23 protein-coding genes and 1 pseudogene are annotated in these 12,952 nt (G+C 64.8%); 12 read left to right on the plus strand and 12 right to left on the minus strand.

All coding sequences use genetic code 11. The features are described from left to right. The first annotated feature begins 78 nt into the window (after window positions 1–78). From OG574_RS09145 to OG574_RS09200, 12 genes and pseudogenes are all read left to right on the plus strand, one after another. Window positions 79–237 (plus strand): hypothetical protein, encoded by a 159-nt coding sequence (locus tag OG574_RS09145; protein WP_326772728.1) that lies wholly within the window; start codon window positions 79–81, stop codon window positions 235–237. Window positions 238–570: 333 nt separating this feature from the next. Continuing rightward, window positions 571–918: a gas vesicle protein GvpO gene (locus tag OG574_RS09150; protein WP_326772729.1), complete on the plus strand. Its 348-nt coding sequence runs from the start codon at window positions 571–573 to the stop codon at window positions 916–918. 26 nt (window positions 919–944) lie between these two features. Further along, window positions 945–1,460 (plus strand): gas vesicle structural protein GvpA, encoded by a 516-nt coding sequence (locus tag OG574_RS09155; protein WP_398378133.1) that lies wholly within the window; start codon window positions 945–947, stop codon window positions 1,458–1,460. Window positions 1,461–1,463: 3 nt separating this feature from the next. Next, the gene (locus tag OG574_RS09160; RefSeq protein WP_326772730.1) at window positions 1,464–2,177 is read left to right on the plus strand and encodes a GvpL/GvpF family gas vesicle protein; all 714 of its coding nucleotides are present in this window, start codon (window positions 1,464–1,466) and stop codon (window positions 2,175–2,177) included. Window positions 2,178–2,186: 9 nt separating this feature from the next. Next, complete coding sequence (locus OG574_RS09165) at window positions 2,187–2,438, plus strand: gas vesicle protein GvpG (RefSeq protein WP_326772731.1); 252 nt, start codon at window positions 2,187–2,189, stop codon at window positions 2,436–2,438. 28 nt (window positions 2,439–2,466) lie between these two features. Beyond that, window positions 2,467–2,865 (plus strand): gas vesicle protein, encoded by a 399-nt coding sequence (locus OG574_RS09170; protein WP_326778412.1) that lies wholly within the window; start codon window positions 2,467–2,469, stop codon window positions 2,863–2,865. Further along, window positions 2,858–3,670 carry a GvpL/GvpF family gas vesicle protein gene (locus OG574_RS09175; protein WP_326772732.1) on the plus strand — a complete coding sequence of 271 codons (813 nt, stop codon included), beginning with the start codon at window positions 2,858–2,860 and terminating at the stop codon, window positions 3,668–3,670. Before OG574_RS09170 ends, OG574_RS09175 begins: the two co-directional genes overlap by 8 nt. Then, window positions 3,670–3,918 carry a gas vesicle protein gene (locus tag OG574_RS09180; protein ID WP_326778413.1) on the plus strand — a complete coding sequence of 83 codons (249 nt, stop codon included), beginning with the start codon at window positions 3,670–3,672 and terminating at the stop codon, window positions 3,916–3,918. Before OG574_RS09175 ends, OG574_RS09180 begins: the two co-directional genes overlap by 1 nt. Continuing rightward, entirely contained in the window at window positions 3,896–4,303 is a 408-nt protein-coding gene (locus OG574_RS09185; RefSeq protein ID WP_326772733.1) for a gas vesicle protein K, read from the plus strand. The genes OG574_RS09180 and OG574_RS09185 overlap by 23 nt, the downstream gene beginning before the upstream one ends. Before the next feature lie 329 nt (window positions 4,304–4,632). Next, window positions 4,633–4,848 carry a CsbD family protein gene (locus OG574_RS09190; protein ID WP_234374202.1) on the plus strand — a complete coding sequence of 72 codons (216 nt, stop codon included), beginning with the start codon at window positions 4,633–4,635 and terminating at the stop codon, window positions 4,846–4,848. 102 nt (window positions 4,849–4,950) lie between these two features. After that, window positions 4,951–5,109: pseudogene (locus OG574_RS09195) on the plus strand (transposase); the annotation flags it as partial. A gap of 515 nt (window positions 5,110–5,624) precedes the next feature. Next, window positions 5,625–5,780, plus strand: a complete 156-nt coding sequence (locus OG574_RS09200; RefSeq protein ID WP_240653853.1) for a DUF6131 family protein — start codon at window positions 5,625–5,627, stop codon at window positions 5,778–5,780. A 115-nt stretch (window positions 5,781–5,895) separates the two neighbouring features. On the opposite strand, the gene OG574_RS09205 is transcribed toward OG574_RS09200, so the two are convergent. The 12 genes from OG574_RS09205 to OG574_RS09260 form a co-directional block, all read right to left on the minus strand. Further along, window positions 5,896–6,174, minus strand: coding sequence for a gas vesicle protein K (locus tag OG574_RS09205; protein WP_116501129.1), 279 nt, complete (start codon window positions 6,172–6,174; stop codon window positions 5,896–5,898). Beyond that, window positions 6,171–6,401, minus strand: coding sequence for a gas vesicle protein (locus tag OG574_RS09210; RefSeq protein ID WP_326772734.1), 231 nt, complete (start codon window positions 6,399–6,401; stop codon window positions 6,171–6,173). Before OG574_RS09210 ends, OG574_RS09205 begins: the two co-directional genes overlap by 4 nt. A 3-nt stretch (window positions 6,402–6,404) precedes the next feature. After that, the gene (locus OG574_RS09215) at window positions 6,405–7,208 is read right to left on the minus strand and encodes a GvpL/GvpF family gas vesicle protein (protein WP_326772735.1); all 804 of its coding nucleotides are present in this window, start codon (window positions 7,206–7,208) and stop codon (window positions 6,405–6,407) included. A gap of 59 nt (window positions 7,209–7,267) precedes the next feature. After that, entirely contained in the window at window positions 7,268–7,603 is a 336-nt protein-coding gene (locus tag OG574_RS09220) for a gas vesicle protein (protein ID WP_326772736.1), read from the minus strand. Next, entirely contained in the window at window positions 7,596–8,666 is a 1,071-nt protein-coding gene (locus OG574_RS09225; protein ID WP_326772737.1) for an SRPBCC family protein, read from the minus strand. Before OG574_RS09225 ends, OG574_RS09220 begins: the two co-directional genes overlap by 8 nt. Before the next feature lie 6 nt (window positions 8,667–8,672). Continuing rightward, window positions 8,673–9,581: a histone protein gene (locus OG574_RS09230; protein WP_326772738.1), complete on the minus strand. Its 909-nt coding sequence runs from the start codon at window positions 9,579–9,581 to the stop codon at window positions 8,673–8,675. Between the two features lie 7 nt (window positions 9,582–9,588). Then, window positions 9,589–9,843, minus strand: coding sequence for a gas vesicle protein GvpG (locus tag OG574_RS09235; protein ID WP_326772739.1), 255 nt, complete (start codon window positions 9,841–9,843; stop codon window positions 9,589–9,591). A gap of 1 nt (window position 9,844) precedes the next feature. Next, a complete protein-coding gene (locus OG574_RS09240) occupies window positions 9,845–10,594 on the minus strand; it encodes a GvpL/GvpF family gas vesicle protein (RefSeq protein ID WP_326772740.1) in 750 nt (249 codons plus the stop codon). A gap of 3 nt (window positions 10,595–10,597) precedes the next feature. Next, window positions 10,598–11,062 (minus strand): gas vesicle protein GvpJ, encoded by a 465-nt coding sequence (gene gvpJ / locus OG574_RS09245; RefSeq protein ID WP_116501122.1) that lies wholly within the window; start codon window positions 11,060–11,062, stop codon window positions 10,598–10,600. A 32-nt stretch (window positions 11,063–11,094) separates the two neighbouring features. Beyond that, entirely contained in the window at window positions 11,095–11,415 is a 321-nt protein-coding gene (locus tag OG574_RS09250; RefSeq protein ID WP_326772741.1) for a gas vesicle protein GvpO, read from the minus strand. 405 nt (window positions 11,416–11,820) lie between these two features. Further along, entirely contained in the window at window positions 11,821–12,327 is a 507-nt protein-coding gene (locus OG574_RS09255; protein WP_326772742.1) for an Asp23/Gls24 family envelope stress response protein, read from the minus strand. Next, window positions 12,318–12,899 carry an RNA polymerase sigma factor gene (locus tag OG574_RS09260; protein ID WP_326778414.1) on the minus strand — a complete coding sequence of 194 codons (582 nt, stop codon included), beginning with the start codon at window positions 12,897–12,899 and terminating at the stop codon, window positions 12,318–12,320. The genes OG574_RS09255 and OG574_RS09260 overlap by 10 nt, the downstream gene beginning before the upstream one ends. Window positions 12,900–12,952: the final 53 nt, after the last annotated feature.

The raw sequence follows: 12,952 nt of genomic DNA on the forward strand, positions 1-12,952 counted from the left end.
TCTTGATCGTCGACACGTGCACGACGCTGTTCGACGCTCTATGCGAACGGCTGGGGGTGACAAGCCCCAAGAAGGGCTGTGACCACGCCGATACACCACATCACCGCCAATGCGGCCGCCGACGAGATCGAGGCGCACTGGCTTCGCGGGCACGACGCCCATGTCGACGCCATGGGGTCGAAGGGTATCGGGGAGATCGGCATCGCCGGCATGGTCGCCGCGGTGTGGCACGCCTGAGGTGTGCGCGTACGGGGGCCACCACAACAACTGCCTTCCCTTAAAGGTCCGCAGGAAGATGGCGGCGGTCGTCCTAGTGGAAGCTCAGCGCGCCGCGGGCGAAGTGCGTCGCCGTCGTGTCTGACGAACACCTTTCGCATGGCCCGCAGTTGAAGCGCGGGATTCCACGGGGACGCATCACTGGGCGCTGCCGACATACAACTCTCAGGTACTCGCCGATCCAGCCGTTCAGACCGGAGCACACCTTCAGCCGTGCGACAAATATCCCTATACCATGGAATTATAGGTTCATCCACGAAATTCGGCTTCTGCTCCTATCCCATCGGTGGCGTCATGCCCGCTGAACGTCCCCCCAAGCGCCGGTCCGGCGCGGGCGCCCGCGCCGGCGAGGGAGGCGGCGCCGCTCGGCACCGCTCCGGCAAGGGCAACGCGGCGCAGGCCATGCGGTCCGCGACGGAGCAGTTGTACGAGTTGCTTGGCAGGCGCCCCGAATCGGTCTCCGCGGTGAAACCGACGGAGGACGGCTGGGTGGCGGATGTCGAGGTACTGGAGCTCGAGCGCATCCCTGAGACGACGAGCGTGATGGCCAGCTATCGCGTCACTCTGGACAAGGAGGGCGACCTGGTGGGTTACGAGAGGGTCCGGCGCTATACACGTGGACAGATCGACCGCCGGGGCTGAGGGCACCGTCGGTGAAGGGAGGCACCATGACCATGGTGCCGCAGGGCGGCAACAGCGTTTCCAGAGGCGGCACAGGGAGTCTGTACGACGTCCTGGAACTCATTCTTGATCGCGGACTCGTGATCGACGTGTTCGTCCGAGTTTCGTTGGTAGGGATCGAGATCCTCAAGATCGACGCCCGCATCGTGGTCGCGAGTGTCGACACCTATCTACGCTTCGCGGAAGCCTGCAACCGCCTTGACCTCGAGGCGGGAAGGAAGGCACCCGCCCAACTGACCGACATCGTCGGAGACACGGTCGAGAGCGGCGCCAAGGGAAAGTCCAAAGGCGCTCTGACCGGCGCCGTGGATGCGGTCACCGACACCATCAAGGGCGTCACCGGACGCGACGAGGACGACAGCGAAGAGAGCGAACCTGAGGAGAGCGAAGAGAGCGAATCCGAGGAGGAGGACACCAGAGAGAGGGAGCCCGTGGAAAGGCGACGGCGGTCCCCCCGGCGGACGGCCCATCGCAGCAGAGGCTCGTCCCGCGAGAAGGAATGAGCGATGGCCGTATACATCTACTCGATCACCAGCAAGCAGCACCCCCTCCGGCTCGACGGACTCGACGGCGTGGGCGATCCACCCACCCAACTGCGTACCGTGATTGGCGGAGCACTGTGCGCCGTCATCAGCGATGCGCCGGACGGCTTGCGCCCCAAGCGTCGTGATCTTTCTGCACATCACCAGGTCCAGGACCGTCTCATGGAAGACGGTGCGGTGCTGCCGCTGAGGTTCGGTTTTCTGGCCCCGGACGACGAGGCAGTACGACTTGCGCTCGAGGAACGCGCCGAGGAGTACACGTCCAGGCTGGAAGCACTCGACGACACCGTGGAGTACAACCTCAAGGTGTCGCAGGACGAAGACACTCTGCTACGACAGATTCTTGACTCGTCGCAGGAGGCACGGCAGCTCAACGACGAAATCCGCAGCGGAACCGCCGGCCCCGAGGCCCCTGTAAGACTCGGCGAGTTGGTCGCCGCGGAGGTCCAGGCGCGCCAGCAGGCACTGGCCCACGGGGTCGTCGAGGCGCTTCGCCCTTACTCCCGGGACAGGGAGTCGTCCCAGCTGACCGGCGAAGACTTCCTCAATGTCTCGTTCCTCATCCCTCACGACCAAGAAGAGATGTTCCTCACCTCGGAGTTGAGCGTCGCCAATCAGCTGGGTGAGGACGTCCACTTCCGACTCAACGGGCCCCTGCCTCCCTACAGTTTCGTCTAAGGAATCGCCATGGGCCTGCTCACCCAAATCCTCACCCTCCCCCTCGCACCGGTGCGCGGCGTTGCTTGGGTCGCGGACCGTGTGCTGGAGGCCGCTGAGGACAAGTACTACGACCCTGCGCCTGTCCACCGTGAATTGGCGGAACTCGAGCGTCGGTTGCTCAACGGGGAGATCGACGAGGCGACATTCGACGAGCGCGAAGACGAACTGCTCGACCGGCTCGATGAAATCAGAGCTCGTCGCGACCGCGGCGCTCCCTAGCCGCACTACAGAACGCGAGGCCACTCCTGTGACTGACTCTCCCGTCGACAGGCTCGGCTCGTATCCGACCCGAGCCGCGCCGGCCTACGCCCAAGGCTCGTCAGCCAATCTCGCGGACATTCTTGAACGGGTCCTCGACAAGGGCATCGTCATCGCCGGCGACATCCAGATCAACCTGCTCGACATCGAGCTGCTCACCATCAAACTTCGCTTGCTGGTCGCATCCGTCGACAAGGCGAAGGAGATGGGCATCGACTGGTGGGAGCACGATCCGTCACTCTCGTCCCGGGCCAGAGGGGAGCGGTCGCTGTCCGAAGAGAACCGGCGGCTGAGGGCTGAGATCGATGCCCTGCGCCAGGGCACCGAACTCCCCGAGGGTGAGCAAGAGCAGGCGAGGCACAATCCCCGGAGCCAGACAGATGAGTGAACTGGTCACCTACGCCTACGCCGTAGCCCGCGACGCCGACGGGCTCGCAGAATACGCGGCCACCCTCAGTGGTGTGGGCGAGAGCGTCGCACTCGTGACCAGCGACCGCGACGCATCGATTGTCCTCGTGGTGAGCCGCGTCGGAGCGGACGACTTTCAGGAGGCCGCCCTCAAGCGGCATCTGGAGGACATGGCGTGGCTGGAGGCCGTCGCCCGCGCCCATCACAGCGTCATCGACGCCCTCGCGACCCGTACCGACGTGCTCCCTCTGCGCCTGGCAACTGTCTATCTCGACAACGCGCGGGCCCGTGAGGTGCTCGACGACCGAGCGGCGGTGTTCGACGAGCAGCTCACTCGGCTCGCAGGTCACGTCGAGTGGGGTGTCAAGATCTACGCAGACCCCTCTGCTCCAACTCCCGCCCCGGCCACGGCCGAAGCCGGCGCTCTGTCGCCGGGCCGGGCCTATCTTCTACAGCGCAAGGCACAGAAGGGTGTCCGTGACCAGGTCTACCGGGCTGCGCAGCAGGCTGCCGAGCGAGTGGAATTGGCCGGGCGCCGGTTCGCGGTCGGCCGTGCACGTCATCGTGTCCAGCAGGGCGACCTCGCTACCACGGGGGACGAAAACGTCCTCAACGACGCGTATCTCGTCTCCATGGACCACGCTGAGAGCTTCCGCTCCGAGGCCGCACGGGCTGCCGAGGGACTCCAAGGAGTGAGAGTCGAGATCACCGGTCCATGGGCTCCGTACTCGTTCGCGGCGGCCTCTCCCGGGTCAGACCCTCCCATGGACGGACCAATCGCATGATGACGGCAGGCGAATCGTCCGAGGTGGCCCCGCTACCGGACCGACAGGTCGCCCTCATAGACCTGCTCGACCGGCTGCTCAGCGGAGGCGCGGTCATCACCGGGGATGTGGTGCTCTCCATCGCCGACATCGACCTCGTGCGCATATCGCTGCGCGCCCTGATCGTGTCCATCGGCCCGGACAATCCCTCGCCATGGCCCCCGCCCGCTCCCCCAGGACACAGCGATGACCTCCGAAGAACGCGGTAGGCACGCACAGCGGCAAGCCGAGGTCGCTGACGCTGCCGCGCGCGCGTTCCGGATGCTGCCCGCCACACCCCGTGACCTCCTCTCGGGGGCCGAGCCCGCACGTGCACCCTCACACCGGATCAGCTCCGACCCTGACACCGTGGAACGGGACCTGGTCAGGCTGGTTCTCACGCTTGTGGAACTCTTGCGCCAGCTCATGGAACGCCAGGCGCTCCACCGGGTCGACCAGGGCGACCTCACCGAAGAGCAGGAGGAGCGCCTCGGTGCCACGCTCCTGGTCCTTCACGAACGCATGGCTAGTCTGTGTGCCGAGTACGGGCTGACGATGGAAGACCTGAATCTGGATTTGGGGCCACTCGGTACATTGCTGCCGCCGTCCGCGTGACTCCATGCAGTGGCCAGGACCAGCTTCACCAGCAGCAGTCAGACGGGGCTCGGGACTGGACCGAGCGAAGGCTCAAGGGCGTTTGGCCTGCTCGGCCGACCTGAGCACACAAGCCGCGTTCTCGCCAGCATCGCTCTCGAGATACGACGGCCGAGCTCCGTACTACCGTAATGGGTGATCCCCGAGCGCCCACTAATTCTGCCGCGTCACGACAACCCTCGGTAGCCAATGACTCACCGACCGCCAACGAAAGGATTTACCGGCGCCATTTCCCGGTTCTTGCCTGACAATAGAGAAGGACTCTTTTCTCAGCCGAGGAGCTGATCCATGTGGCTGGTGCGGGAAAGAAATTGCACGGCAAGGCCCAGGAGACCATGGGCAAGGCCAAGCAGAAGGTCGGACGAGCAACAGGCGACAACGAGCTGCGAATGAAGGGGACGGGCGATCGAGCCAAGGGTAAAGCCGAAAAGGCGGCTGGCGAAGTCGAGCAGACCGTCCGCGGAGGGGCAGAAGAAACGAAGGGAAAGATCCGGAAGCACACCTGATCTCTAGACGGACACGGGCCCCGAAGGGAATGAACTCCCCTCAGGGCCCGAGCCGTTGACGTCGAGCTCAAACGGCCGCTTCCCCTGTGGACCACTGACCACCTGGTCGGCGGCTGTGCCTGGCGGGCCTCGCCGCCGCGCTTCGGGGCGTCGAAGTCGACCGTGCACCGCCGGTTCGCCATCTGGTCCCGAGCCGGTATCTGGGGCCGGCTGCACCAGAGAGTCGTTCAACGCCTCGACGAGCAGGGCCTGGCACGGCTTCTGTAGTGCCGCCGCGGACCATGGGCCATTCCTTCAGCGTGCTGCCACCCAACTCGGTCACCTCGGCGACGATGTGGTGATCCATCGTGTGCTCCTGTTCCCTTAGCACAGGCAGAGGGCACGGATGTTATGTTTTTTATCCCTGCCTCACGGGCACACGGTCAGTGAGGCTCCGTGGAGGTATCGAGATGGCTGCCGGAGAACGAGCTAAGGCAAAGGCCGAACAGGTCGTCGGAAAGACCCTGCGGAAGGCGGCTCACGCAGCACACAAAGAAACCCTTGCAGCGAAAGGCGCCGCTCTCGAAGCACGGGGCATGATGCGGGGCGCGAAGGAGCACTCCAAGGGCTCCTTCAAGCGCTGACGTAATCATGACATTGGACAGCAGGAGCTTCCGCGAAGGCCGCAAGAGGACAGCTCTCGCGAACGACGCGCCCCTGCTCAAGCCCCTATGTCGGCGTCTGAACTCACGGGCATCCGACGATCAGGGAGTTAAGTTCCCGTAGCGGAGGAAAAGATGATCATCCTCGGAGTCATTCTGCTCATCATCGGGCTCCTGGCAGGAATCGGCATTCTCTGGACCATCGGAGGCATCCTGGTGATCATCGGAGTTGTGCTGTGGATTCTGGGGAGCGTCGGGCACGCAGTCGGCGGCCGACGGCACTACTGGTGATCCATCTCGAGATCAACTTCTGCCGCATGTGCGGTCTACGCCACGAGATCGATGGTGCAGCAGGTGCGACGTGACAGCCGGACTCGAGTCGCACGTCGGCTGCAGGCCTGCAGCATCAGCTCCGCGGCAGGAGGGTTCCGAGTGGCCCGAGGTCGAGGTTGAGATCCTCCGGCCGGACCCCGTGCTGCTCGCAGAGTTCTGCCATCCGCTGGTCGAGCAGCATCAGAGTGGTTCCGATCTCGTCAGCCTGCGCATCGCTGAGATCGCCTTGATCGACACGGCGAATTGCCTGCCGCTCCATCAACTGCCGGAGAAGCTCGACCACCGTGAGCACGAAGGCGACGAGGTCACGCCCCACCTTGTCGGAGTCAAGATCAAGTCGAGATCCGGTCACAGCGGGCCTCCGTCCGCCCAGGGCGCAGGAACGCGTTCGTTGACGGACGACAGCAGAGCATGAAGCGACAGGCGCACCAGGGGAACGTCGGCGATGGCGATGACCAGATCGCCGCTGATGACCACCCCGGTGGCCAGGAGCCGGTCCAACAGATCGACGAGAGGCACCCCGATGGGGCCGTTCAGTTGCCCCGGGCTGTCCCAAGGCACCACGTCGTCGTAAGTCACGGTCTACACCTCACCAATAAATGAGTAGGGGACCCACGGCCCCGACAGCTCGATCTCCACCCCGGCCCGTTCTCGCAGCGACTGTGTCAGCAGGGCGAGTTCGTCGGCGCGATGTTCGGCTACCAGATAGGTCGCGTTGAGGACCTGGATCCGCCGTTCCCCGGAGAACTGGGGGGCATGCGGTCGCAACCTACGGGACGCCGTGGCGAGGAGACGGACTTCGGAATCTACCGTTTCGGCAGCCTGCAGCGCCTCGTCCTGGCTCTGGTCGCGACGCTCCTGCACACCTCGCTTGCGCTCCAGGTAAGCAAGGCCGGCTCCAGGTGCCGGACGGGACCGGTCGGCCGGCGCGGCGCTACGGCTCGAATCGTCCGGTGGGCAGGGTGGCGCGTACACCTTTACGCCCCATTCGGCATGGTGCGCGATGCGCCTTAGTGCTGCATGAAAGCGGTCCGCCTCGTTGGTAAGGGCGTCCCTCGCCCTCTGTTCATCGTGGTAGAGCGTGGCCAGCGGCAAAGGCACTGTAGGGCAGCAGGCGGCAGCCGCAGTAACGACGTCATGGTGGGCGCGTGCGTAACGTTCCAGCTCCCGTTGGTCGGACAGGCGTGCCTGCCAGGCCTCGTCGGTGAAGTCGCGAGCTCGGACCTTCTGGACGATCGCAGTCAGTGTCTCCAGCGGCAGTATGCTCACGGGCGCCCCGTCGGCGACACCTGGCAGCCCGACGAAGGCCGACGGGTCCGGGTTCCGGCAGACCGCGAACACGTAGGTGGCGTGGGCGTCCGAAGACTCAGGGCCGCGCTCCGTCATGTTCCTCGGTTCTCCTTGATCCTTGCTGGGTGGGGAATGATGCTGCCGGGTCACTCGGGTCACTGCTCGGGCGATTCGTCCTTCGTTTTGGATTCGAGCGCCTCCAGACGTTCACGCAATGTGCGATTCTCGTCCTGCAGGGCGCTGCGGGAAGCGCGCGAGCTGAGTGCCGGATCGGTTTCCCACCAGTCGATTCCGGCCTTCTTCGCGGTATCAACGGAGGCCACGAACAGGCGGATCCGGATGGTGAGCAGCTCGATGTCGAGGAGCTCGATCTTGATATCCCCGGCGATCACGATCCCTTTGTCGAGAACACGTTCGAGGATGTCGGCAAGATTGGTGGTCTGTGGGCCGGAGGCCGGATAGGACGTCTGCCGCAAGTCGACGTCAGTCACGACGCCGCCTCTGTCCTCGTCGCTTCTTGGAAGCAGACTCGTCCTCCTCCTCGTCCTCCTCCTCGTCCTCCATCTCGCCTTCGTCCTCGTATTCGCCGTCGGCTTCGGCTTCTTCGTCCTCCGCTCCCTCGTCCTCGTCCTCGTCCTCCTCTTCGTACTCGTCCTCGTCCTCGTCCTCATAGGCACCTTCGGCTTCGTCCTCGTAACCGGAGTCGGCGCCTTCCTGCTCTTCCTGCTCAGCGTCCTCTTCTTCCATGGCGTCCTCGTGCGACACGACGACTTCACCATCACGGATTTCGCCGCGCCAGCCTTCGGGTTCTTCATTGGTGAGGCTGACATACCGCTGGAAGTTCTTGAAGTCCAGTCGCATACGGCGCCCTTGGGCCCGCCATAGGTTGCCGGTCTTCTCGAAGAATCCTGATGGGTAGTACTCCACGACGAGCACGATTCGGGTCAGGGTGGGCGCCAGTTCATGGAAGCTGACCGCGCCGCGAGTGGTGCCCTTGGCTCCTTCGGAGGTCCAGACAATACGGTCGTCGGGAATCTGCTCCTGAACAGTCGCTTTGAAGCTACGCGAGGATGGACCGACTTTAACCTTCCAATCGCTCCCGACCTCGTCACTCTTCGAGACGTCGCGAACGCCCTTCGCGAAGCTGCTGAATTGGTCATACTGCGTCCAATAGTCGTAAGCGTCACGCAGGGGCACCCCTACATCGAGAACCTCGATGATGTTCATGACCTTGCCGCCGCTGGACTTGCGTTTCCCCTTCCCCCCGCCAAAGGCGTCCTTCACCTTCCCAACGACGTTGTCCTTGACGCCTTTTGCTTTTTCTGAAACGAATGCCTTGACCGGGGAGTCACCCTGCAGGATGCGGGATCCTATCGCCGGAAGCGAACCGGACTCGGACGCGTCGGTGAGCTTCTCGGTCACGTCCGTCAGTTTCTCTCCCGCCTTCTCGGCGAGATTTTCCACTTGCGCGGAGAGGAACTTGGACAGCTCTTCGCGGAGCTGGTCCATACCCGAAGCTTCCTCAGTGGGTTGGTCTTTCTCCGTCTTGGTCATGACTGGCTACCTCCGACGATCGGCGCGCTTGGATGCTGCTCGCTTCGATGACGTCGTTTTCCTCGCCGCGGTCTTCTTGGCGGGTGCGGACTTCTTCGCCGCTGTCTTCTTGGCCGCAGTCTTCTTGGCGGGTGCGGACTTCTTCGCCGCGCTCTTCTTGGCCGCGGTCTTCTTGGCGGGTGCGGACTTCTTCGCCGCGCTCTTCTTGGCCGCAGTCTTCTTGGCCGCGGTCTTCTTGGCGGGTGCGGACTTCTTCGCCGCCTTCTTCTTGGACGGCGAAGCCTTCTGCGGCGCGGCTTTGGCTGCCCGACTCTTCTTCGCGCGGGCGGGTGCGGCCTTCTTGGATGTTGCTGCTGCGGATGCCCTGCGGCGCCGCTGCGACCGCGCCTCCTCTTCAGGCTCTTCCTCCTCTTCAGGCTCTTCCTCTTCTTCGTCCTCCTCTTCGTCCTCCTCTTCCTCGTACTCGGCTTCCGGCTCTTCCTCTTCCTCTTCCTCGGCCTGGTCTTCTTCGTACTCGGCCTCCGGCTCGTCCTCTTCCTCGTACTCCGCGTCTTCCTCTTCCGGCGCGTACTCCTCCTCGTCCTCTTCGTCCTCGTCCGCGATCTCGCCGAGCCGGGCGGTGCGATCGCTGAGGGCGCCGGCAAGCGTGCTCATCCCGCGGTCGGCAGCGGCAGCCACTGCCTGACGCCCCGCTTGAAGGACTTCCCCTCGCAACTGCTCCTGCAGATCAGCAAACTGGGGAATCTCCCCCAGCCTGCGCATCCCCTCGGCTGCAAGCTGGCGAGGGTCAAGGCCGAACCTCCGGCCTGCCAGATAGGTCGCAATGGACAGAGCCATGCGGCCCTTCTTCGTTCGACCCAGCACATAGCCGCCCACTACAGCAGCAGCAAGCGCCACCTTTTCCTTTTCATTCATGAGCCTGTCACCTTCGATCGTTCGGAGCGGGACCAACCCGTGTGGCATACAGCCGATCGAGCAGTCGTTCCTCTTCTCGTTCGAACTCCTCCAAGCTGATGTCTCCGTCTTCGAGTTCGCGGTTCAGCAGAGCCAGCTGGGCGCGGAGCACTCCTGGGTCGTGCAGCTCTCGCTCAGCTGCGTCGTTGAGTTTTTCTGCCACCCAGATCACGCCGCGGACCGGTGCAATGGGGAGTGTGAGAATTCCAGTGATCAGACCCATGTCAGACCCCGACGGTCCGAACAGAAGCGCCTTCAGCGGAGACAAAGCTGTAGCAGGGCAGTGGGCCGGCGAGACGCAACTCAACGCGTTCACGGTGCGCCTCGGCGAGTTGCTCTGCTGCGCTTCGGAAGTCGTCGCTGTCGCCACGGCCTACTAGGAACGACACGTTGAGCACGCATCCGTGGACCTCCGGTCCCGAGGCCACGGCACGCGCCTTGGACGTGAGCTCGCGCAGCACTTGCCGACCGGCTGCGGCGGCCCTGCTTTCCAGAGCACTCGCGACGGCTTCGCCCAAACGGACGTTGGCTTCGTACCCGGGCCTCTGGCGCGCCTCGTCTCGCAGTAGGCGGACATTCTTGTCCTCCGCAAGGAGGCTTCTCAGCGCATTCTGTGCCGGGAATGCCTTGACGTTGACCTCGACCCCGTCCGCGAGATGCTCAAGTACAGCCACGTGGTCCGCCTCGCAGGCTGCCAACTGAGCGCGTACCGTCTCCTCGTCCGGTGCCACCATCCCAAATCGCATGGGAAGAACAGGGCCTTGGCCGGAAAGGCGCAGCAAAAGCTCCTGATGCGCCAACAGGTCGCGTCGTCGGGCGCGGAGGTTCGCGGGCGCCTCACTGACGACAGCGGCGACCCGGCCCTGCCGAATCACTCGCAGATGGGCGGCAGGGCTGCCCACACCGCTTGAGTCCGTCGGCAGCGGTCTTCCCGCCCGAACGATCGCGTATACGTATACCCCATCGGTTGCCACGGCTCAGGCCTCCGCCGGTCGTCGACGCGAACTGCCACGGGCAGGAGCACGCCGCTTCCGAGGCCGTTCCTGCTGCTCTTCCTCGTCGTCGTCCTGCTCGTCGGAGTCGTCGTCGCGGCCCCCGACTGCCTTGCGCACGGTGTCACCCACGGTCTCCGCGGCCTTGCGGACCTTCCGTTTGCCGATGGACTTGGCAGCACTGCCGCTCAGCAGCTCAGGAACAGTGGTGCTGCCCGAGTCCCGTTCCAGGTCCAGCCGGTTGCAGGCCTCGGCGAACCGCAGGTAGGTGTCCACACTCGCGACAACGATGCGCGCGTCAATCTTGAGGATCTCGATGCCGACCAGGGAGACCCGGACGAACACGTCGATCACCATGCCCCGATCGAGGATGAGTTCGAGCACGTCGTACAACGTGCCGGCGCGCGGTGGGCACGCCACTACCTCATCGGAATAGGTGGTCGCAGGCATGTGGCGTCCTTCCGATTGTCGACAAACCAGGGTCACTCATCGGCGGATCCGCGCCGATAGCGGCGGACCCTGCAGTACTCCATGAGTTCACCGTCCTGGTCGAGCTGCACCTCGTACGAGGCGAGAAGGCTCGTCGTATCCGGAATCCGGGGCAGCTCAAGGACGTCCACGACGACAGACCAACCGTCATCGATGCGCTTGACGGCCGATACGCCCTCCGTGGGATGGCCGATGAGCCCTTCCAGGCTCCGGCAGGCAGCCCGCGCGGCTTGGCCTGCCCCCCGCACGGGCGGCGAGCGGCGAGCGGCTGTCGTCGAGGACTTCCCGGCGCGCGGCCGACGTTCTTCTGCCATGAATACAAGTCTGACCAATATCGGTCTCACCGCACGTCGAGCGGGGCAGACGAGCCCACGCGTCGGACCGCGTTGCTCGCGCCTCAGGCCAATAGCTTGCCGAGCTCACACCATGTGCCTGGATCAGCAGGGCACGGGCATGCACGTCAGCGTCCCCGGGGCTGTTGACGTAATGCCAGCTGGGCTTCTCATGCTTCCAGAGGATCCGGTCGTGGTTCCCACCTGACACTGCAGGACGCTGACGCGGCTTTCCGGGCCGCGGCCACCCCACGGTCGCGGCGGCAATCAACGTCTGGTCTGCGGGGAAGCAGCAGCGCGGAATGCGCCGGCGGCGCCGCTGCGGCGATTCGACGCAGGGCGACGGGGAACACCGGACGCGGCTTGGTCTGCTGCCGTTGGGGACGGCTACACGGATGCGTGGTGGACCTCGATCACCGTGATGTCGACGTCGGTCACCACCATGCCCAGGACATGGCCGCAGGTGCCTGCTACTGAGCGGCGCACCAGTCCGGCCGTCTCAGGCAGAGGGCGGTTCATTTCGGCGGTCAGGGTCATGCTCACGCGCACACCCGTGAAGAGATCGGATCGGGCAAGGCGACAACTGACGGCAGTGACGCCGGGCACCTCGTCCGCCGCTCGCCGCAGTACGGCGGACGCGGCGCGCTCGGCTATCCACAGGGCGCGCGCGGGGCCGCCGAAAGGCAGTGTCGATCCGGGCCACACCTGATCATGGATGATTTTGGTCATGACGCGGGCGATGAGGCACTGCGTGCTGGGCGGTTCCCTTTCCCGCAGGGTCTTCGTCGCTGTGTCCAGTGCCGGGTCTTCGACGGAGTCACCGGGCCAGCCGTCGGACGGCATGTGCAGGCGGCCGGGGGGCGGAGGCCGGGCGGGTTGGTCGTCTAGCGCCACGGGCCCATCATCTCCTTCAGGGATCGGCGTGCCCGATACAGCCTTCCGCGGACCGTCTGCTGGCTGGTGCCAGTCACTTGGGCGATCTGTTCGTAGGGCAGTCCGTGCAGTTCCCGCAGGATCCAGCACACCCGCTGACGGGGCTCAAGTGCGCCGAGCGCGTCGGCCAGGGCGCTGGCAAGAGCATCCTCTTCAGCTGCCTGGGCGGGCGAACTGTCCACACCGGCGGTGGGTTCCGCCACTCCATTCAACGGTACCGGTGCCGGCCGCCTGCGCAGAGAATTCAGGCAGCGGTTGACGGTGATGCGGTAGATCCAGGTACTGAACGCGCAGGCGTGACGGAACTCGGGCAGGCGCCTCCAGGCGCTGATGAACGCGTCCTGGACTGCGTCCTCGGCGTCCTGGAGGTTGCCCAGTGTGTGGAGGGCCAGTGCGAGCAGGAGGCGGCTGTGGCGTCGCATCAGGATGGCGAAGGCTTCCTCGTCGCCCTCACCAGCACGCGTCGCCAGGAGATCGTCGGGGGCGGTGAGCAGTCCATCGACAGTGCCGGAGGCAGGGGGCCTGGGAGACAGGTAGTCGCTGGCACCTTGGCGCGAGGAAGGGCTGGTGTTGTGCTTCACGCCTG

The sequence above is a fragment of the Streptomyces sp. NBC_01445 genome (assembly GCF_035918235.1).
Classification (GTDB): Bacteria; Actinomycetota; Actinomycetes; order Streptomycetales; family Streptomycetaceae; genus Streptomyces.

What these genes read in the sequence shown, in the direction of transcription:
- OG574_RS09150 (WP_326772729.1), top strand. Translation starts at nt 571, where the DNA reads ATGCCCGCTGAACGTCCCCCCAAGCGCCGGTCCGGCGCGGGCGCCCGC.
- OG574_RS09155 (WP_398378133.1), top strand. Translation starts at nt 945, where the DNA reads ATGACCATGGTGCCGCAGGGCGGCAACAGCGTTTCCAGAGGCGGCACA.
- OG574_RS09160 (WP_326772730.1), top strand. Translation starts at nt 1,464, where the DNA reads ATGGCCGTATACATCTACTCGATCACCAGCAAGCAGCACCCCCTCCGG.
- OG574_RS09165 (WP_326772731.1), top strand. Translation starts at nt 2,187, where the DNA reads ATGGGCCTGCTCACCCAAATCCTCACCCTCCCCCTCGCACCGGTGCGC.
- OG574_RS09175 (WP_326772732.1), top strand. Translation starts at nt 2,858, where the DNA reads ATGAGTGAACTGGTCACCTACGCCTACGCCGTAGCCCGCGACGCCGAC.
- OG574_RS09180 (WP_326778413.1), top strand. Translation starts at nt 3,670, where the DNA reads ATGACGGCAGGCGAATCGTCCGAGGTGGCCCCGCTACCGGACCGACAG.
- OG574_RS09185 (WP_326772733.1), top strand. Translation starts at nt 3,896, where the DNA reads ATGACCTCCGAAGAACGCGGTAGGCACGCACAGCGGCAAGCCGAGGTC.
- OG574_RS09200 (WP_240653853.1), top strand. Translation starts at nt 5,625, where the DNA reads ATGATCATCCTCGGAGTCATTCTGCTCATCATCGGGCTCCTGGCAGGA.
- OG574_RS09215 (WP_326772735.1), bottom strand. Translation starts at nt 7,208, where the DNA reads ATGACGGAGCGCGGCCCTGAGTCTTCGGACGCCCACGCCACCTACGTG.
- OG574_RS09225 (WP_326772737.1), bottom strand. Translation starts at nt 8,666, where the DNA reads ATGACCAAGACGGAGAAAGACCAACCCACTGAGGAAGCTTCGGGTATG.
- OG574_RS09230 (WP_326772738.1), bottom strand. Translation starts at nt 9,581, where the DNA reads ATGAATGAAAAGGAAAAGGTGGCGCTTGCTGCTGCTGTAGTGGGCGGC.
- OG574_RS09235 (WP_326772739.1), bottom strand. Translation starts at nt 9,843, where the DNA reads ATGGGTCTGATCACTGGAATTCTCACACTCCCCATTGCACCGGTCCGC.
- gvpJ (WP_116501122.1), bottom strand. Translation starts at nt 11,062, where the DNA reads ATGCCTGCGACCACCTATTCCGATGAGGTAGTGGCGTGCCCACCGCGC.
- OG574_RS09250 (WP_326772741.1), bottom strand. Translation starts at nt 11,415, where the DNA reads ATGGCAGAAGAACGTCGGCCGCGCGCCGGGAAGTCCTCGACGACAGCC.